17 protein-coding genes are annotated in these 21691 nt (G+C 31.2%); all 17 read left to right on the top strand.

Annotation, left to right across the window (positions count from 1 at the left end; genetic code table 11):
• Positions 1-60: 60 nt before the first annotated feature.
• Positions 61-1116 (top strand): dTDP-glucose 4,6-dehydratase, encoded by a 1056-nt coding sequence (gene rfbB / locus J2Z44_RS04870; RefSeq protein WP_021281294.1) that lies wholly within the window; start codon positions 61-63, stop codon positions 1114-1116.
• Between the two features lie 86 nt (positions 1117-1202).
• On the top strand, positions 1203-1760 hold the full coding sequence (gene rfbC, locus J2Z44_RS04865) for a dTDP-4-dehydrorhamnose 3,5-epimerase (RefSeq protein WP_021281295.1): 558 nt from the start codon (positions 1203-1205) through the stop codon (positions 1758-1760).
• Between the two features lie 219 nt (positions 1761-1979).
• Entirely contained in the window at positions 1980-2873 is an 894-nt protein-coding gene (gene rfbD, locus J2Z44_RS04860; protein WP_021281296.1) for a dTDP-4-dehydrorhamnose reductase, read from the top strand.
• 251 nt (positions 2874-3124) lie between these two features.
• The gene (locus tag J2Z44_RS04855) at positions 3125-7276 is read left to right on the top strand and encodes an AAA domain-containing protein (RefSeq protein ID WP_021281297.1); all 4152 of its coding nucleotides are present in this window, start codon (positions 3125-3127) and stop codon (positions 7274-7276) included.
• 133 nt (positions 7277-7409) lie between these two features.
• Positions 7410-7712, top strand: coding sequence for a hypothetical protein (locus J2Z44_RS04850; RefSeq protein ID WP_021281298.1), 303 nt, complete (start codon positions 7410-7412; stop codon positions 7710-7712).
• A gap of 1135 nt (positions 7713-8847) precedes the next feature.
• On the top strand, positions 8848-9516 hold the full coding sequence (locus J2Z44_RS04845; protein WP_021281299.1) for a sugar transferase: 669 nt from the start codon (positions 8848-8850) through the stop codon (positions 9514-9516).
• Positions 9517-9551: 35 nt separating this feature from the next.
• Entirely contained in the window at positions 9552-10658 is a 1107-nt protein-coding gene (glf, locus tag J2Z44_RS04840) for a UDP-galactopyranose mutase (protein WP_021281300.1), read from the top strand.
• The gene (locus tag J2Z44_RS04835) at positions 10658-11425 is read left to right on the top strand and encodes a DUF4422 domain-containing protein (protein ID WP_209649382.1); all 768 of its coding nucleotides are present in this window, start codon (positions 10658-10660) and stop codon (positions 11423-11425) included. Before glf ends, J2Z44_RS04835 begins: the two co-directional genes overlap by 1 nt.
• A 113-nt stretch (positions 11426-11538) precedes the next feature.
• Positions 11539-12780: a glycosyltransferase family 4 protein gene (locus tag J2Z44_RS04830; protein ID WP_021281303.1), complete on the top strand. Its 1242-nt coding sequence runs from the start codon at positions 11539-11541 to the stop codon at positions 12778-12780.
• Positions 12781-12859: 79 nt separating this feature from the next.
• A complete protein-coding gene (locus J2Z44_RS04825) occupies positions 12860-13807 on the top strand; it encodes a type I phosphomannose isomerase catalytic subunit (RefSeq protein ID WP_021281304.1) in 948 nt (315 codons plus the stop codon).
• A gap of 16 nt (positions 13808-13823) precedes the next feature.
• Positions 13824-14912: a GDP-mannose 4,6-dehydratase gene (gene gmd / locus J2Z44_RS04820; RefSeq protein WP_021281305.1), complete on the top strand. Its 1089-nt coding sequence runs from the start codon at positions 13824-13826 to the stop codon at positions 14910-14912.
• Positions 14913-14930: 18 nt separating this feature from the next.
• Positions 14931-15866 (top strand): GDP-L-fucose synthase, encoded by a 936-nt coding sequence (gene fcl, locus J2Z44_RS04815; protein WP_021281306.1) that lies wholly within the window; start codon positions 14931-14933, stop codon positions 15864-15866.
• Between the two features lie 23 nt (positions 15867-15889).
• Entirely contained in the window at positions 15890-17014 is a 1125-nt protein-coding gene (locus tag J2Z44_RS04810; RefSeq protein WP_209649381.1) for a glycosyltransferase family 4 protein, read from the top strand.
• Positions 17015-17018: 4 nt separating this feature from the next.
• Complete coding sequence (locus tag J2Z44_RS04805; protein ID WP_209649380.1) at positions 17019-18242, top strand: oligosaccharide flippase family protein; 1224 nt, start codon at positions 17019-17021, stop codon at positions 18240-18242.
• A gap of 12 nt (positions 18243-18254) precedes the next feature.
• Positions 18255-19334 carry a glycosyltransferase WbsX family protein gene (locus tag J2Z44_RS04800; protein ID WP_209649379.1) on the top strand — a complete coding sequence of 360 codons (1080 nt, stop codon included), beginning with the start codon at positions 18255-18257 and terminating at the stop codon, positions 19332-19334.
• Between the two features lie 265 nt (positions 19335-19599).
• A complete protein-coding gene (locus J2Z44_RS04795; protein ID WP_021283112.1) occupies positions 19600-20268 on the top strand; it encodes a sugar transferase in 669 nt (222 codons plus the stop codon).
• Positions 20269-20537: 269 nt separating this feature from the next.
• Entirely contained in the window at positions 20538-21665 is a 1128-nt protein-coding gene (locus J2Z44_RS04790; RefSeq protein WP_209649378.1) for a CDP-glycerol glycerophosphotransferase family protein, read from the top strand.
• Positions 21666-21691: the final 26 nt, after the last annotated feature.

Raw genomic sequence — 21691 nt, 5'->3', positions numbered from 1 at the left:
TTTTTCCGTGGTAATTGAGATGATTAAATTCTTTAGTATTTCATGATTGGAGAGGTTATAGTGAAAACTTATTTAGTAACAGGAGGAGCAGGATTTATAGGCTCTAACTTTGTTCATTATATGTTAGATAAATACAAGGATATTAAAATAATAAATTTAGATAAATTAACCTATGCAGGGAATCTAGAAAATCTAAAAAGTGTAGAAAGTAATGAAAATTACACCTTTGTTCAAGGGGATATTTGTGATAAAGAAGTAGTAGAAAATATATTTAAAGCTTATGAAGTAGATTATGTAGTAAACTTTGCAGCTGAGTCCCATGTGGACAGAAGTATAAGGGAACCAGAAGTTTTTGCAAAAACCAATGTGTTAGGAACAGTGAACCTTTTAAATGCTTCTAAAGCTGCCTGGGAAACAAAAGATGGCTGGAAGGAAGGAAAGAAGTATCTTCAAGTATCCACTGACGAAGTTTACGGTTCCTTAGGAGATACAGGATTCTTTATGGAAACAACTCCACTAGACCCACATAGCCCATATTCTTCAAGTAAAGCAGGATCAGATTTAATGGTGAAGGCTTATGGAGATACATATAAAATGCCTATAAATATCACTAGATGCTCTAATAATTATGGCCCTTATCAATTTCCTGAAAAGTTAATTCCACTTTTAATAAACAATTGCTTAAATCATAAGGACTTACCTGTTTATGGAGATGGAATGAATATAAGGGATTGGTTATATGTAGAAGACCACTGTAAGGCTATAGATATGGTATTAACTAAGGGAACCCTAGGACAGGTTTACAATGTAGGGGGACATAATGAAAGAACCAATATTGATATAGTTAAAACAGTTATAAGTTATTTAAATGAAAATGTAGATAAAGAAGTTACAGAAAATCTTATAAAGTATGTAGAGGATAGAAAAGGCCACGATAGAAGATACGGTATTGACCCAACTAAGATAAAAGAAGAACTAGGATGGTATCCAGAAACTACCTTTGAAGTAGGTATAGTTAAAACTATAAAATGGTATTTAGACAATAAGAAGTGGATGGAACATGTAACTTCAGGAGAATACCAAAATTATTATAGTTCTATGTATGAAAAAAATTAACAACCAAACCTATATTTGTTTAAAATAAAAGCCTTCATCATTAGTTGGTGAGGGCGTTTTTAATGACATTTTGGAGGGAGTAACATATGGGAAACTTTAATTTTATAGAAACAGATATAAAGGGGCTTTACATAGTTGAGTCAAAGGTCTTTGGAGATAATAGAGGCTTTTTTCTGGAAACCTATAATGCTAATGCCTTCAAAGAAGCAGGACTAGATATGGAGTTTGTTCAAGACAACCATTCTAAGTCAAAAAAAGGTGTCCTTAGAGGGATGCACTTTCAAAGTAAACACTCTCAAGGAAAGCTAGTTAGGGTTACAAAGGGAGAAGTATATGATGTAGCAGTAGACCTTAGAAAAAACTCACCTACCTATGGAAAGTGGCAGGGAGTTTATTTAAGTGAAGAAAACAAAAGAATGTTTTATGTACCAGAAGGCTTTGCACATGGTTTTTTAGTTACTTCTGAGGAAGCAGAGTTTTTATATAAGTGTACGGATTTTTATCATCCTGAATTTGAAGGAAGCTTAATGTGGAATGACCCAGCAGTGGGAATACAGTGGCCCCTAGATAATATTGAAGAAGTTTTACTATCAGATAAAGATAAAAAGGGAACTTTCCTTAAGGATCTACATTTAGATTTTTAAGCACATTCTACAAGGAAATTTTTGTACTCTTCATATTTCTAAGGATATTTTAGAAATATGATTCTAACAGGCTTCTTAGGTAGAAACTTTGGCTAAAAACAAGCAATGAACAAAGGAAAGGATGCTTTTTTAAAAGAGAAATTCTCTTAAAGAATATTAAAGATAATTTAAAGAACAAGTTCATTTATTATTTAAGAATATTTTGGAAGGTGAATAAGGATGAAAATACTAATAACAGGAGCTAAGGGCCAATTAGGTACGCAACTAATAGAAATACTCAGTAGAGGGAAATCAGAGCTGGGGCCAGTGCCAAAAGAAGTAAAAAACTGTGAAATAATTCCTTGTGGTGTAGAGGAGCTAGATATTACAGACTTAAAGGCTGTAAAAGAGCTTTTTCATAAGAAAAAACCAGAAGTAGTAATAAACTGCGCCGCATACACTAATGTAGATGGCTGTGAAAGTAATGAAGACTTAGCGTTTAAGGTAAATAGCTTAGGACCAAGAAACTTAGCCATGGCCTCAGAAGAAATAGGAGCAAAATTACTGCACCTTTCCACAGATTATGTATTTAGAGGACAGGGGACGGTTCCTTATAAGGAGTATGATAAAGTAGACCCAGTAAGTGCTTATGGTAAAAGTAAGGCACTTGGTGAAGAATATGTGAGGGAATTTTCAACAAAGTACTTTATTGTAAGACCTGCTTGGCTCTACGGATACTATGGAAAGAATTTTGTTAAAACCATAATGAAGGTTGCAAAAGAAAAAGGCCACTTAACGGTGGTAAATGATCAAAGGGGAAATCCAACCAATGTAGAGGATTTAGTTCATCATCTTTTAAAACTAATACCTACAGAAGAATATGGTATATATAATTGTACAGGTGAAGGGGAATGCACTTGGTATGACTTTGCAAAGGCTATAGTAACCCTAGCTAAGATAAACTGCACTGTGGACCCTGTAACCTCAGAACAATTTAATAGTGCAGCTAAAAGACCAAGTTTTTCATCTTTAGATAATATGATGTTAAGGTGCACTGTAGGAAATGAAATGAGACCTTGGGAAGAAGCCTTAAAGACCTTTATAGAGAACGTTAAAACACTTGAAAAGTTTTAACCATATTTTGCAGGAGTGGCTCTCACACTCCTTAGCGTTTAAACATGATTAAGATAGGCGTTAAACCACTTTTTAAAGTGGATTTTTAAAATGAACTTATTCATTATTTATTGGAGGAACCAAAGTTAGGCACCTGAAAATAAATTTATTTATTTTTTGAAGATGTCTTAAGTCCTAACCTGTATATAAACCTACTATGGTTCCCTTAAGATTTTTGGCAAATGTATGAAATAAGGCTGGAGGTAATTAAGTTGACAGTAAATCCAAAGGTTATGCAAGTTTTTAATTATTTGCATAGCATCAAAACTATAAATGATAAAAAGATAAGAAATATAAGTGACTATGAAGAAGTGTTTTATGAAAATGACATAGGCTCCTTAGAAGGAGTTACCCTTGTATACAGTGAGGATAAAGATAACTGGATTGAAATAACAAAAACTTCAAAGGAACTTTATAATAAGTTTTCTAAACTTTTCTTTAGTTTAGAAAAAAATAGTGAAAATTTAGAAGTAATTTATGGACATGGACTCCTTGTAGGAAATTTTGGGCATGAAACCGTGGTACATCCTTTATTCACAACAAAAATGGATTTAACCTTTGATGATAAAAAATCCATGTTTATGCTAAAACCCTATAATAACATAACCAACGTAGAACTAGATATGTTATATGGGTTAGACGAAGAACATAAAGATGCAGAATTACAGGGAATAAAAAGTGATGTTGACCTTTCCTTAGAAAAGCTTATTAATGTATCAGGAAAGGTTAAGGCTCTCGGAATTAATCCAAGAGATGAGGAACAAATTTCAAAGGCAATAGCAGCTATTATAGAAGGCCTTAACCTTAATATAGAAAATGAGTACAAGCCAGTGGAATCTCTTTTTGACCTAGAAGGAGAAAGTGGATTTAATATATACAATGAGGCCGTAATTATAGTTAGAAAAGTAGACACTAGGCTTTGGAATATGGAGCTCACGTCTATAATAGAAGAAGTAAAAAAAGGCTTTAAAGTACCTAAAACTATAGAGGCTCTAGTTACAGAGGAGAAATTAACTCTTACAGAGGAAGAAGAGGAAACTTGGAGGGAATTAGGAGAAGAGCTTTTATTTCCACTACCCTACAATGAGGAGCAGAAGGAAATAACAAAAAGACTTAGTAAGAACTTTGGAGTAGTGGTTCAAGGTCCTCCAGGAACAGGGAAGAGTCATACCATAGTAAATCTTATTTGTCATCTTTTAGCTCACGGAAAAAGAGTTCTTGTAACTAGTCAAACAGATAGAGCACTAAAAGTGTTAAGTAACAAGATTCCAGAGGAGATTAAATCCCTATGTATGAGCATCCTAGGAGATGACTCAAAAGCTATGGAAGAACTGGATGAGTCAGTAAGAAAAATTACAGAAAATCTTTCTTTAGATACTGGAGAGCTTAAAAAAGAAGCTAAGCTTTTAAAATATAAGCTTAGACAAAGTGAAGAAAACAGCAAGGATTTACTTAACAAGTTGAAGGAAGTATATACCTTAGAAAATTCTCAAATTAATTACCTTGGAAATAATTATTATGTAGCTGACATGGCTAAGTTTGTAAAAGAAAACTTAAAGTCTTTATCATATATTGAAGACAATATAGACATCAATCATAATATTACTTTGAATAATGAAGAGTTTGAAAAGCTAATAAACTATAGTAGGGTTTATTCAAAAGACCTAGTAGAGCTTTATGAAAATGTAAATGAGTATATAAATAAGTTGCCACAGGCTGATAGACTAATTTCTAATATGGAAGGTTATAAGGCTTTACTAGATGATATCTATATTCATAGAAGTAATGTAAGCCACTGGCAGGATAAAGAAAACACTAGCTACACCAACTCTAATCTTCTTCAGACAATAGAAGAAGCTATTTCAGTGCTAAAGAAGTATGAACATACTCTAATGGAGGATATCTTAAAGCACATTTATACTAGTGAAACTAATAAAACCTTCTGGGGAGAGTTTGTTACTACAATAAACCAGCACCTAGAAGAAGTTTATACTCTTAGAGCAAAGGTAAACAAGTATAAAATAACAATTCCAGAAACCTTAGATATGGTTAAATTAAGAAGTGATTTTAACACAATTTATAGCACTCTAGCTTCTAAGGGGAAAATAGGTGCCATATTTAAGATTCTTCATAAGGATTTAAATTATATTCTTCAAGAAATCTTAATTGATGGAGAAAAATTAACTACCATAGAACAAGGTAATATCTTAATGGATTATCTAGCTTTAATAAAACTGGAGGAGAAAATTATAAATTACTATAACTCCACAGTGAAGACTTTTGAAGTAGAAGAAGTTTCATTTAAAGCAGATAATTATCTAACTATTATTCAAAGCTTTAGTAAAGAAGTAGAAAATCTTCTGACCTTTGAGGAAGATTATAAAAATAAGGTGTTAAAACTATTAAAGGTGAAAAAGTTTAATAGAGAACTAAACTTTTATAAAGTAGAAGCCTATGAATATCTAAAGTCTGTTATAGTGAGCTTGAATTTCATAAGAGAATTTGAAGCTTATGAAAGAGAGCTAGAAGAAATGAAAAAGGGTATAAATAAATACCCAGTACTTATGGAACTTTCAAGAAAAGTTGGAGAACTAAATATAGACTACGTGAAAAAATACTATGATAAAGTAGCCTATTTAATAAATCACAGTAAGGATTTAGAGGATTTCCTAACCCTTAAAAATAATTTAGTAGAAAGTTGTCCTAAACTTGTAACAAGCTTAATAGGTGGTAATATTTTTACCCCTAAGGATCAGGGAACTTTAAGAGCAGAAGAACACCAGAATAAAGATTATGGACAAGACACAACAAAGAAAAGCAACTGGTATGATTATAAAAACTTCCAAGGAGCTGTAAAATACTCAGCCTTTAACAGCTATATTAAAACTCTACTCAATATAGATGTTAAGTCAATAGAAAAAAGCCTACAGGAAGAAAAGTTAAGACAAGGTCAGCTTGTAAGAGAGATAGTTGCTAAAAAGTCTTGGTATAATCAAATTCAAAGAACTACAGAGCCTCAAAAAAGAAGCTTATTCACTTGGATGGAAGCCATCAAGAGAATTGGTAAAGGTACTGGGGCTCAGGCTGTTAAGTACAGAAAAATTGCTCAAGGTGAAATGGAAAACTGTAAGGATGTAATTCCTGTTTGGATAATGCCAATTAATAGGGTTATTGAAAATCTAAAGCTTAATGAAAATCTCTTTGATGTGGTTATTGTAGATGAGAGCAGTCAAAGTGATATTTCAGCCATAACTGCTTTAATGAGAGCAGAGAGAGCAGTAATTGTAGGGGATGAAAAGCAAATAAGCCCAGAAGCTATAGGAAAGAATGCTGAAAAAGTGGATGAGCTTATAGAGCTTCACTTAAAGGACATACCACACAAGGAATGGTTTGATTTAAAAACAAGTCTTTATAATACTGCTCTTAGAATATTTCCAAACAGGTTGGTTTTAAAGGAGCACTTTAGATCTCTAGAAGATATCATAGGCTTTAGCAACGGACTATGCTATTCTAATGAAATAACTCCCCTTAGAAATCCAATAAGAAGCAACTTGTTAACACCGATAAAAGCTGTAAAAATCGAGGAAGGTTTCAGGGATGAAAGCAAGGCAATAAACATTAAAGAGGCCTATGAAGTAGTTGAAACCATAAAAAAATGCTGCAAAGATCCTTCCTATGATGGAATGACCATGGGTGTTATATCTCTTCTAGGAGAAGCTCAAGCAGAACTTATAGAAAATATGCTTATAGAAAACTTAGGTTTAGAAGAGATGGTGAAAAGAAATCTTATTTGCGGAGATGCTTATTCCTTCCAAGGAGATGAAAGGGATGTAATGTTCTTATCCATGGTTGTGGGGAATAATATAAAATTTGCAGCCTTATCTAAAGCTTCTGATATAAGAAGATTTAATGTTGCAGCCAGCAGAGCTAAAAATCAAATGTGGTTATTCCATTCTGTAGATTTAGAAGATTTAAGTCCTAAGTGTGTAAGAAGAGAACTTTTATCCTACATGGAAAGTTATAATAATGCCAAAGAAGTAGAGAATCAGGCAGCAGCAACCCTAATTTTATCTCCTTTTGAAGAAGATATTTATGAGGAGTTAAGTAACCAGGGGTTAGAGGTAATACCACACTACAATATAAGTAAATATACCATAGACTTTGTAGTATGTGGTGAGAAAAACTTAGCCATAAAGTGCATAGGAAAAAACAATGATATGCCATATAACTATGAAGAGGAATATGCAGCACAGCATACCTTAGAAAGAGCAGGGTGGAATTTTCTCAAAGTTAGAAGCAGTGAGTTTTATTTGAATAGAGATGAAGTTATAGGGAAAATTAAAAGAAGTAATGGGATGAATTAATAATATTTGTTGAAGTAAGGCATCTGAAAATAAATAACAAGTCAAAGATGTGAAGGCTATTTTGTGTTCACAAGCAAATTAACTTATTTATTTTCTGAAGATGCCTAATGTAGAAGTAAAAGGAGAAATAGAAATGGAACATAGTTTAAATTTAGTCTGGAAAAATGAAAATGGTGACAGCTTTAATGTTGGTCAGCTTTCTTTTAGAAGTGAAAAATATTATTTCCAGTATGACCAAGAGGGCGTGAAAAAAGCTAAGGATTCTGGTTTTGAACCACTACCAAGCTTTCCAAGAACAAATTCAAAATACTTTAAGGAAGAGTTATTTACAACTTTTAGAAGCTGGCTTGGAGAAAAGGACCATAGAGAACATAAGGAAGAAGTTACCCTTGAGACCTTAAAAAACTTAGGAAACGGTGACTTTCAATTAGTGTAAATTCTAAAGTATATAGACACATAATATAAAATTAAGAAAAGTTAAAGCCCTGCAAAATTAAGTTTGCAGGGCTTTAACTTTTTATATAGGATTTTCAACTTTTGTGCCTAAAAAAAGCACCTGGAATGCCTTGTAATTACGGGGTTTCAGAGTGTGTGTAAAAAGGTGGCGGTAATCGCTAGCTTTTAAAAGGACCTGTGAATACACGCCTTTTTTATATGAATTAAATTGAGCTTTATTTTTGGTGGGTAGGCTGAAACCCGCATGAATACTATATCTTCTTATCTTCTTTTAAAGATATATTTAAATATTGATTTATTCGTATCTTGTTATATTTTTATAAATATTTATGGATATCTTATTTTATTGATGTCTTTTTAAAAAGACATCAATAAATCGATATATATAGTTATCTTAATTTATCCATGTATTAGAACTTCGAAGTATTGATATTATTCGTATAATGATACAGGGTATCTTGTTTTATTGGCATATTTTATCTTTATGTTCCTTATGTAATACAGGGCTTTGTTCTTATGGATCCTTATTGGGGCATCTGTAATTAAATAGCTTCTATTGTATAAGTTGAAGGTTACCATAATGGAACTTAAATGCTAAAGAAATTAATAAGGAGAAGGAAAGTGATAGATTTTATCTTGCAGTAAATATTGAAAAATGAGGATTGGTGAATTAATTTATCAGTTTTAGCTAATTGAGGAATAATGAAGATTAGTTTTTTTAAAAATGTTTTAATATTGGTATAATATTCTATACAAATTTTATATAACGTAGTACACTAAAGTAATAGCTGACAATTTTTATAGAGGTTATGTTTCATAAGATGAAATATTAAACTATGTTATACTACCTAAAAACATGGAAAGTGAAAGTTATAGTGAGGGATTTTTAACCATTATGATAATACCATAGGTTATGATATAATATTTTTAGTTAACATCATCATATTATCGACAATTTGCTTAATAACTTTATCTATAAAATAAAGTTTATTAAAAATTAATGGATTTAGTCTATATTTTATGGTGAGGTTATTTTCTTGCATACAAATTAAGAAAATAGAAAACTATGATTGTTTTGTTAGGCAAAATTGTAGCAAATTTGAGGAGGATTTTACATGTCTGAAATACAAACCCGGGAAATTGAAGTAAGTATACATAATAGTGTTACTAAAAAGGGAATTGCATATAAGCTTGTAAAAAGGATTATGGATATATTAGGATCCTTAGTTGGACTAATAATACTTAGTCCAGTATTTTTGATACTGGCTATTTTAGTTAAATTAGATTCAAGAGGACCAGTATTTTTTTCACATAAAAGACTAGGATATGGGGGAAAAATAATAAAAGTATATAAGTTTAGGAGCATGGTAACTGATGCAGAAGAGTTACTCAACAATTTAACTCCAGAACAAAAAAAAGAATTTAATGAAAATTTCAAGTTGAAAAATGATCCCAGGGTAACAAAAATGGGTAACTTTTTAAGAAAAACTAGTTTAGACGAATTGCCACAATTACTAAATATTTTAAAAGGGGAATTATCCATAGTTGGACCAAGACCAATCGTAGAAAAGGAAATTGAATTGTATGGTAAGTATGGAAAGAAACTTTTAAGTGTAAAACCAGGACTTACAGGTAATTGGCAGGCTAATGGAAGAAGTGATACCACGTATAAAGAGAGAATACAACTTGATATGGATTATATAGATAACGGAACAATATGGAGTGATATAATAATAATCTTGAAAACCTTTATAGTGGTATTTAAAAGAAGAGGTGCAAGGTAATTATTGAAATTTAACAAGAACGAGAAGGTGCTTAAATGAAAAAATATGATTACTTAGTGGTAGGTGCAGGCTTATACGGAGCTGTATTTGCTCATGAGGTTTCTAAAAGAGGTAAGAGTTGTTTAGTTATTGACAAAAGAAATCATGTAGGTGGAAATATTTATTGTGAAAATATAGAAGGAATTAATGTGCATAAGTATGGAGCACATATTTTTCATACCAATGATGAAGAAATATGGAATTATGTCAATGAATTTGCTGAATTTAACAGATTTACTAACTCACCAATAGCTAATTTTAATGGGGAGATATATAACTTGCCATTTAATATGAATACCTTTAATAAGCTATGGGGGGTAATAACACCTCAAGAGGCCAAAGATAGGATAGAGGAACAAAAGGCTATTTTAAAAAATAAGAAACCAGAAAACTTAGAAGAACAAGCAATATCCTTAGTTGGAACAGATATATATGAGAAGCTAATAAAAGGGTATACAGAAAAACAATGGGGAAGAAGTGCTACGGAACTTCCACCATTTATAATAAAAAGGCTTCCAGTAAGATTTACCTACGATAATAATTACTTTAATGATAGATATCAAGGCATTCCCATAGGAGGATATAATGTAATAATTGAAAATCTTCTTAGGAATTGTGATATTAGATTAAATACAAATTATTTTGAAAATAGGGAAGAGCTGGACTCATTAGCAAAAAAAGTGTTATTTACGGGTATGATTGATGAATATTATGGATATAAGTATGGTGTTTTAGAATATAGAAGCTTAAGATTTGACACAGAATTACTACAGCAACAAAACTACCAAGGAAATGCAGTAGTTAATTATACTGATAGAGAGACACCATTTACTCGTATAATAGAACATAAGCATTTTGAATTTAAAACCAGTGAATCTACTGTAATAACAAGGGAATATCCAATGGAATGGAAAAGCGGGGATGAACCCTACTATCCAGTGTTGGACGAAAAAAACTTGGATATATATAATAAATATAAAGCTCTTGGAGAAAAAGAAGAAACATTGATATTTGGGGGAAGGCTTGGAGAGTACAAATATTACGATATGCACAATATAGTAAGAGCAGCTATAGAAAAAGTAAAAGAGGAGTTTAAAAATTAATGAATATTAAGATACTAGTGGCTACCCATAAAAAGTATAAGATGCCAAAAGAAAAAATATATATCCCTCTTCATGTAGGAAAAGAAGGAAAGCAAGATTTAGGATATATAGGAGATAATACGGGAGATAACATATCCCTAAAAAATACAAATTACTGTGAATTAACAGGATTATACTGGGCTTATAAAAACTTAAAATGTGATTATATTGGGTTATGCCATTATAGAAGGTATTTTACTATAAAAGATGTAGTGTCTAGATTAAATAATGGTAAGGATAAAATTGATTTAATTCTTACAGAAAATGATATAGAAAAGCTAATGAAGGATTACGAAATTATTCTGCCTAAGAAAAGAAACTATTATATTGAAACAGTAAGGTCTCATTACAAACATGCTCACTACTTAAAGGATTTAAATAAAATTGAAGAAATAATAAAAGAAAAACATGTTGATTACATTGATAGCTTTAATTATGTAATGAGTGGAACAAAGCTCCACTTGTTTAATATGTTCATAATGAAAAAGGAAGATTTCGATAGATATTGTCAGTGGCTTTTTTCTATACTCTTTGAGCTTGAAGAAAGTACTGATATATCAAAATATGATGCTTATCAATGTAGAATATTTGGATTTTTAAGCGAAAGATTATTTAATGTATGGCTTCATAAGGAAAAACTTAAGGCAAAAGAAGTTCCAGTGATAAACTTAGAAAAAGTATATTGGGTTAAAAAAGCTAAAGATTTTCTCAAGAGAAAGTATAGCTAAAGAATTATATTATAAGTAACATGATAAAAAAATACTATAAAAGGTTATAATAAGAAAGATAGTAAACCGTAGGGAAATCATGAAAATAAGTAGATTTAAATTAGGTGAAATAAATGAAAAAAATATTATTTATAGCTAACTACTATTACCCAGATGTAGCGTCACTAGGACAGTTAATGACGGAAATATGTGAAGCTTTGAAAGAAAAATATGATATTACTGTTATTGCAGCTGTTCCAAATTATTCTGAAGATATTAATTTAGACAAAAGTCTATTGGATAAAAAATACTATCAGGAAGAAATTGCTGGAATAAAGGTATTTAGAGTAATTGTGCCAAATGTAAATAAAAGAAGTAAACTATCTAGGGTTAATTATATAAAGAAATATTATTGTAACGCTAAAGCTGCCATAAAGCATATAAAGGATTATGATGTTATTTTTACAGTTTCTCAACCACCAATATTAGGAGGATTGCTAGGGAGATATGCTAAAAAAATTAATCCAAAAGCTAAGTTAATCTATAATATACAAGACTTTAACCCAGAACAGATTGAAGCAATTGGGTATTCAAAAGTAAAACCTTTAATAAGCTCTTTGAGGAAAATGGATAACTTAACCTTAAGAGATTCAGATTGTATACTAGTAGTGGGAAATGACCAAGTAGAAACTGTGAAAAAAAGAGGGGAAGAGTTTCTTTCAAAAGTAACAGTAATCAATAATTGGATTGATGAGTCACAGATATTCCCCCTATCTATGGAAGATGAAGAGGTTGTGGCTTTTAAGCATAAGTACAACTTAGCAAATAAGTTTATTGTGATGTATTCAGGAAACCTAGGGCTATTTTATGATTTAGAAAATCTTATAAAGGCAGCACATCACTTTAAGCATAATAAGGACTTAATATTTGTTTTTGCTGGGGAAGGTGCTGTAAAGAAGGATTTAGAACAATATAAAGAAGTAAATGAATTAAGCAATATATTATTCCTACCTTATCAACCTAAGGATAAGCTTAATATATCTCTCAACATCGCAGATGTTCACTTAGTTGTTAATGCTAAAGGCATTAAGGGAGTGTCTGTTCCAAGTAAACTCTATGGAGTTCTTGCAGTTGGAAAACCCATAATTGGGGTTTTAGAAAGTAATAGTGAGGCAAGAAATATTATAACTAAATCAGATAGTGGAAAGTGCGTTAATCCAGAGGATTATAGTGGCTTTTATAAACTTCTTGAGGAGTTTTATAATAATAGAGAAACAATTGGAGCTATGGGGTGTAGAGGCAGAGTTTATCTAGAAGAGAATTTAACTAAGCGAATATCTATGGAAAAGTATGATAAGTTATTTAAGGAGCTTTAGCACAAGGCTCCTAAAAGTATTTACTATGAACAAAAATAACAATAAACATATTGGATTTTGCTTACGAGAGGAGTAGTACATGTATCCTTTAAAATTTCATAACTTATACTACGAGAAAATATGGGGTGGAAGGCAATTAGAAAAATATAGAGATAATTTACCTGAAGGCAATATAGGGGAAAGCTGGGATATTACTTGTCATAATAACGGGAAAAGTATTATTTCCAATGGCATACATAAGGGTAAAACCTTAGAAGAACTTCTAAAAAATCATAAAAATGAAATTTTGGGGGAAGTGTGTAAAGAAGGATCTTTCCCATTACTACTAAAAATAATAAATTCTAAAGATAGGCTTTCCGTTCAGGTGCATCCAGATGATAAATATGCTACAGAGGTAGAAAAGCAGTGTGGTAAAACAGAAGCTTGGTATGTGGTAGAAGCTATGCCAGGAGCAAACATAATATTAGGTACTAAACCCTGTACAAAACAGGATTTTAAAAAAGCTTTAGATGATAATAAAGTTGAAGAATACCTAAATAAGGTTGAAGTGAAAAAAGGTGATGTGTACTTTATTCCTAGTGGGTTAGTTCATGCTATTGGAGAAGGAATAACCATAGTGGAAATACAAGAGAGTAGCGACTTAACTTATAGAGTTTATGACTATCATAGAGGAAGAGAGCTTCATATAGAAAAGTCACTTGATGTAATTAACTTCAGCTTAAAAATGGAGAAAACAAACCCTAAAATAGAACAAAACGGAGATAATTTAATACTTAAACATTGCCAATGTCAGTATTTTACTCTTGAAGAGTTAAGGATTTCTCATAGTCTTAAGGAATGCACCCATAGAGAGAAATTCTACATATATACTTGCGTAGAAGGTAGTGGAGAAATAATCTATGAAGGTGGAATTGAAAAAATACAATGTTTGGAGAGCGTCTTAATTCCTGCATCGTTAGATACCTTTGAATTTAGAGGTGAAATGAAACTTTTGAAAATTTATGTGAGTAGAGAGTATTGCAATTAGGAAGGATTGAAATAAAATGAAAAAAGCATTAATTACTGGTATTACTGGACAGGATGGATCTTATTTAACTGAGTTTCTACTTGAGAAGGGTTATGAAGTCCATGGAATAATAAGAAGACATAGTACAATTAACACAGACAGAATAGATCATCTTTTCGAGAATCCCACCATTGGAAATAAAACTTTATTTTTACACTATGGAGACTTAACTGATTCAAGTAACTTAAATAGGCTTATTCAAAAAATTAAGCCAGAAGAAATATATAATTTAGCTGCACAAAGCCATGTTCAAGTATCCTTTGAAGTTCCAGAGTATACTGCAGAAGCAGATGCTATAGGAACCCTTAGACTGCTTGATGCAATAAGAGAAACAGGGGTAATGTGTAAATTTTATCAGGCATCTACTTCAGAACTCTTTGGAGGACTTCCAGAAACAGCGCCTCAAAGTGAAAAAACCCCATTTTATCCTAAAAGCCCCTATGGAGTAGCAAAGCTTTATGGATATTGGATAACTATAAATTATAGAGAATCTTATAATATATTTGCTTGTAATGGAATTTTATTCAACCATGAGTCTCCAAGAAGGGGAGAAACTTTTGTCACTAGGAAAATAACTAGGGCAGTAGCTAGCATAATTGCAGGAAAGCAGGAAAAACTTTCTTTAGGTAATTTAGATGCAAAAAGAGATTGGGGCTTTGCTGGTGACTATGTAGAGGCTATGTGGCTTATGCTTCAACAAGAAAAGCCTGAAGATTATGTTATCGCTACTAATGAAACCCATACTGTAAGAGAATTTGTAGAGAGAGCTTTTAAGGAAGTGGGGATAGATATAAAGTGGGAAGGTAAAGGGGTTAATGAAAAAGGTTATGATAAAGCAACAGGAAAACTCTTAGTGGATATCAATCCAAGATACTTTAGACCAGCGGAAGTAGACCTACTTTGGGGAGATTCATCAAAGGCTGAAAGAGAGTTAAATTGGACTAGAAAAGTTGATTTTACAAACTTAGTTAAAATGATGGTAGATGCAGACTTAAAGGAAATAGCAGGCATAAGTACATCTAGCTACCTAGCTGAAAGAGAAGCTGCATTATCCGCTAAAAAGTAAGAGACAGGAGTGAGGTAAGTGGATAAACACAGCAAAATATATGTAGCAGGCCATAGAGGGCTTGTCGGGTCTGCCATTGTTAGAAACTTAATAGACAAAGGCTATAGTAATATAATACATAGGACCCATGAGGAACTGGACTTATTAGATCAGAAGGCCGTAAAGGACTTTTTTATAGAGGAATCTCCTGATTACGTATTTTTAGCAGCTGCTAAGGTTGGCGGAATATATGCAAACAATACTTATCCAGCTGAATTTATATATGAAAACTTGATGATACAAAATAACGTAATAAAAGCGGCTCATGATTGTAAAGTTAAGAAACTTTTATTTTTAGGAAGTACTTGTATATATCCTAAAATGTGTCCACAACCCATAAAAGAAGAATATCTTTTATCAGGATATTTAGAACCAACTAATGAAGCCTATGCTATTGCAAAAATTTCAGGGCTTGAGATGTGTAAGTTTTTTAAAAGGCAGTATGGAGATAATTTTATAAGCTGTATGCCTACTAATCTTTATGGGCCAAGAGACAACTTTGACTTAAATAACTCCCATGTGCTGCCAGCTCTTATAAGGAAGTTTCATGAGGCTAAAAGAAGCAACAGTGACTTTGTTGAAGTTTGGGGAAGTGGAAAACCTCTCAGAGAATTTTTATATGTAGATGATATGGCAGATGCATGCATTTTTCTCATGGAAAACTACAATGAGGAGCAGCATGTAAACATAGGTACTGGAGAAGAAATATCTATAGGAGATTTATCAAAACTAATAAAGAGGACTACTGGATTTCAGGGCAATATAAAATTTGATAGTACAAAACCAGATGGAACTCCTAGAAAGTTGACAGATGTTACTAAACTACATAACTTAGGTTGGCATCATAAAGTTTCTTTAGAAGAAGGGATTAGGATGAGCTATGAGTGGTTTTTAGAGAATTATATAGGTAGTTAAAATAATATTAAGTGGTGATGTTGATGAAAATAGGTATAGACTTGTTGTGGTTAAAGCCGCAAAAAAATGGAGGAATAGAATCCTATATAAGAAACCTATTGGATGGACTTGATAAATACTCGGCAGAGGATGATAAGTTCATTCTCTTTGTTTCTAAAGATAATGAAGAATCTCTTAAAAAATACTTTAAAAGTAAAAAGTTTGAAAAAATTCTCTGTAACATAGAAAGTAATAAGGTGGGAAAAAGAATCATATGGCAAAATGCTCACCTGAACTCCTTGTGCTTAAAAAATGGAGTTGAAACATTGTTTACTCCTGTTTATAGCAAACCCTTAATTAATGATAAGTCATTAACCTATATAACAACTATACATGACTTGCAGGCTCTTCACTATCCAGAATATTTTTCTAAAGGTAAATATTATTGGCTAAGATTTGCATGGAAAAGATGTGCCAAGACTTCGGATAAAATAATTGCAATCTCGGAGTTTGTTAAGAGGGATATTATAGGAAAGCTTAATATAAAGGAAGATAGAATTAAAGTAATATACAATCCTATAATAGAAAATGGAGAACTGTATGAATTTAATAAGTTAAGTAATAAGTTGAATATAAAGAGTAGAGATTACTTTTATACTGTATCCCAACTACTTCCACATAAGAACTTAAAGACCTTATTATATACAATGAAGGAAATTAAAGATAATGAGGTAGAAATGCCACAAAAACTCATAATATCTGGAGTGGGTGGAAAAGACAAAGAAACACTTATTAACTTAATTAGGGAGCTGGATTTAGAGGAAAATGTAAAACTTACTGGTTTTGTATCAAATGAGGAAAGAGACTCATTATATTCAAATTCAGCGGCTTTTTTATTTCCAAGTATATTTGAGGGCTTTGGTATGCCTCCAATTGAGGCTATGAAGCTGGGAGTTAAAGTAATCACAACTAAGTGTAGCTGCATTCCAGAGGTAACTGAGGGAAAAGCTTATTATGTTAATGATTCTTATAATGCTAAAGAGTGGGTAGACGTGATTAAAAAAGCATTAAAAGATGAGAAGGTTATAAAATATAGCTTTGAAAAATATAGTTTAGAAGCAGTAACAAAGGAATACCTTAACTGTTTTCGTGAGATAGCAGGAAGGTGAAGTTATGATAAAAAATATAATTAAAACCTTTTTTTCTAACACTGGAAGTATAATTATAAACTTTATTACAAGTATAATAATTGCAAGGGTTTTGGGGCCTGAAGGAAATGGATATTTAACATCGGTAATATTAATTCCTAATACCCTATATATTCTTTTTTCAGGACAATATTTTGCAGATAGTTTGTATTTTATAAGAAAGAAAATATATTCCTTAGAGGAGGTATTAGCCTCTTCTTTAATAATTTATTTTGCTTTAGGCGTAATGGAAACCATAATCATATTAGGTTATTCCATTTTTTCGCCTATGGATAATCTTATATATATAATTATCATGATATTTATGTTAAACTTGAATTTTTTAATAATGCCAATACTTATTGCTATAGAAAAAATAGGAACAAAAAATATTCTTACAGTTTTAGCAGCAGTATTAAATATTTGTCAAGTATTATTACTACTTCTTATATTTAAGGGAAATTTAAATGTAGAACAAGTTATCATAACTCAGTTAGTAACCTTTGTTATAACAAACTTATTAGGAGCTTATGCTATACTCAAAAATATAAACACTAAGTTGAACTTTCAATTAAAAAAAAATATAAGTATCATTAAGACCATATTTCATTTTACTAAGAGTTGCTATATATCCAATTTAGCTAACTACTTAAACTTTAGACTGGATCAATGGTTTATCATGGCAATAAACGGAGTGTATAGTTTAGGAATATATTCAGTAGCAGTAAATTTGTCGGAAAAATTTTGGATAATTCCAGATTCTATATCAACTATTTTATACCCAGAAGTAGCATCAAGTAATGACCATAAGAAAATTATAAAAGGCATAAATAAAACTATATGCATATCCATAGGACTAGGGGTGCTTGGTTGGGTAATGGCACTAATATTGTTGGATCCAATTATCTTATTTTTATATTCAGATAAATACCTAGCTGTATCAAAGTTGATTAAGATATTGTTCCCAGGCATAGTATTATTTGCAATTGTGAAAATAATTACTAGCTTTTTTTCTGGAATAGGAAAACCAGAGTTGAGAGTAAAGGGAGCTATAGTTGGTACATTAGTAAATTTACTGTTAAATATTCCACTCATACCTGCGTATGGAATAAATGGAGCTGCCTTTGCTACTTTAATAAGTTATACTATCTATGGTATATGGATAATTATTACTTATCATAAAGTAGTTAAGGAATATACGAAAATATAAGGAAGTGTTTAAATGACAAAGATAATAGCTTTTTTTCTACCACAATTTCATGAAATTCCACAAAATAACAAGTGGTGGGGACAGGGATTTACAGAGTGGGTAAACACTAAAAAAGCAAAACCCTTATTTAAAGGGCATTATCAGCCTAGGGAACCCCTTGGAGATAATTACTATAATATGTTAGATAAGACTACTATGCATTGGCAAAAAGATTTAGCAAAACAATATGGAATACATGGTTTTTGCTATTATCATTATTGGTTTAATGGAAAAATGTTATTAGAAAAACCTTTAGAAATAATATTAGAAGATAAGTCTATAGACTTACCATTTTGTATGTGTTGGGCAAATGAGCCTTGGACTAGAGCGTGGGATGGTGGGGACAAAGAGGTAATTATGCCTCAGACCTACGGGAAAGAAGAAGCTTGGGAAAAACACTTTGAGTACTTAGTTAAATTTTTTACAGATGATAGATATATAAAAGTTGAAAACAAACCAATGTTTGTATTATATAGAACTTCTAACATAACAAACTGTGAAGATATGATTGCTTATTGGGATAAGCGATGCAAGGAATATGGGTTTAATGGTATTTACATAGTTGAAGAGGTAAACTCTTTTCAAAATAATGTGTGTCTAGAAAAGTCTCAGGGTTACTTAGAATTTGAACCTGTATACACCTTATGTCATGACCTTGGATTAAACGGAAATCTTAGGGTTAAAACCACGGGTTTATTAAAGAAATTAAGAAAGAATAAGGCAGTAATCCAAAAGTATGATTATGACTATGTTTGGAAGAGGATTATTACTAGAAAAAGGGAACAAAATGGGAAGACGCCAATATTAGGAGCCTTTGTAGATTGGGATAATACTGCGAGGAAAGGAAGCAACGGTATTGTATTTGAGAATATGACACCAGAAAAGTTTCAGTTTTATTTAACAAAGCAGCTAGAAAGATGTACAGAGACCAGTAGTGAGTTTTTATTTATCAATGCTTGGAATGAGTGGGCAGAAGGAACGTACCTTGAGCCAGATAAAAAATATGGCTATGCCAACTTAGAAGCCATAAAAAATGCACAACAAAATAAGTAGGATATAAATCAAAAAGTGTGGTAAAACCACACTTTTTTTGTAACCATGGCATAAATTACATTACAATATAAGACTCTTTTCGTTTGCATTAAACTATTAATATGTTATAATGAGTTTGTTAATTTGTTAAAATGTCGTTATATAAATATCGTTACACTTTTATATAACTTAATAAAGTTTTAAAAAAATAAAAATGTAATTTTATGTAAAATTGAAATATTTTGTAAAACACTACAACATTCGCAACTAAAAAGGAGGATGCTGCATGTCTCAACTACAAACATCTAATTTAGAGTTAGTTATAAATGGGGATATTACTGAAAAGAGTTTCATGTATAATTTCCTAAAAAGAACCATTGATATTGCAGGGGCATTGGCAGGGCTTGTTATACTTAGTCCAGTATTTATAGTCATTGCTTTATTAATAAAAATAGATTCAAAAGGACCAGTGTTTTTTGGACATAAAAGATTAGGCTATAATGGGAAATTAATAAAAGTTTATAAATTTAGAAGTATGGTAATAAATGCTGAGGAGTTATTAAATAACCTATCACCAGAGCAAAAATCTGAATTTGAGAAAAACTTTAAGCTTGAAAATGACCCTAGAGTTACTAGAGTAGGTGATGTTTTAAGAAGGACAAGCCTTGATGAGTTACCACAACTAGTTAACATATTAAAAGGGGAACTTACCATAGTAGGACCAAGACCAATTGTAGAAAAGGAAATCAAGCTATATGGTGAATACGGTAAAAAATTATTAAGTGTTAAACCAGGGCTTACGGGAAATTGGCAAGCAAATGGAAGAAGTGATACTACCTATGAAGAGAGAGTTAAACTTGACATGGATTATATAGACAACAGAACTATTTGGATGGACATTATGATTATTTTAAAAACTGTAGTTGTAGTTTTAAAAGGAAAAGGCGCTAGATAAGATTTTTAGGAAGACCTTATGATATAATCTTGGTTACAATATTATATTCATTAAGGTCTATATGTCTATTTAGAAGTATCCTTAATAAATTTCAGCTTATTCATCTTCAAAAATCCTTAGGGCAACCAAGGTAGGAGTAGTGTATAAGTTACGTGTTGAATTTGGTTCCATATGATGTGGAATAGTGATGTAAATGTTTAAGGGGATTATTTATGTTTAGTTGTGATAGTTATCCATAGAAACCTTATAAAGTGGAAGAAGGGATTACAATGAGAAGTATAATTTTTTGTATTTCGAGTTTCATATATAAAATATTAGCGTTATTACCTATTAAAGAAAACAGAATTATCTTAGAATGTGACTATGGCAAGGGTTTTTATGGAAATCTTCTATATATATATGAAGAAATTAAAAAACAAAACCTAGATTATGAAATAATAATTCCTGTCAATAGAGGAGTAACTATAGACCTAAAGGAATATAAAGATGTAAAGATAATCAGAACCAAATCATTAAAGCATTTATACTATTTGGCTATATCAAAGTATTGGATTACTAATAACCACTACTATCATTTTCTAAAAAAAAGAAAAGGTACTATAATGGTAAATACTTGGCACGCATTAGGTGCTTTTAAAAAGTTTGCACTTCATTCGGCGAAAAGTAGTGAAGATATTGATAGATTTAAAAAAGATGGAAATAATATAGATTATCTTCTAGTAAGCTCAGAAAACTTAAAGGACATTTACTCTGAAGCTTTAAATATTCCAATTGAAAAGATTTTATCTCTTGGAATACCAAGAACTGACCCTTTATTTGATGAAATCTATAAAAATAATGTAAAAAAAGAGTTTTTAAAAAAGTTTAAAGATATTAAAGATAAAAAAATAATTCTATATGCTCCAACTTTTAGAGATAATGAAAAGATAGACTTTAAAATGAAGTTAGATTTGGAGCTTCTAAAAAAGAATTTTGCTGGAGAATGCAAAGTTCTTTTAAGGCTGCACCCAATAATAAGACATAAGTACAGCATACCTATAGAATTACAAGATTTCGTCATAGATGTTGGCAAGGATAATATCAATGACTTAATGGTGGTTTCTGACATACTTATAACAGATTACTCCTCAGTAATTTTTGAGTATGCACTCCTTAAAAAACCAATTATTTTTTATGCCTATGACTATGATAAATATAATGAGCAGCTTCGTGGCTTCTATTTTCCTTACGAGGAATTTGTGCCAGGGCCCATTGTAAAAACCACAGAGGAAGTTGTTAAACTTATTAAGGAGAAAGAGTTTAACTTGGAGAAAATTGAAATCTTCTCTAAAAGATTTTGTGATTTTACTGATGGAAAATCCAGCGAAAGATTTGTAAACAACTTTTTGTCAAGGTAACTTAAGGACATTTTGGAAGGATAATT

This window comes from Clostridium punense, assembly GCF_017874425.1.
GTDB classification, from domain to species: Bacteria; Bacillota; Clostridia; order Clostridiales; family Clostridiaceae; genus Clostridium_J; species Clostridium_J punense.
Note: the sequence above shows the minus strand (reverse complement) of the source record. Positions and strands in the feature narration are given on the sequence as shown.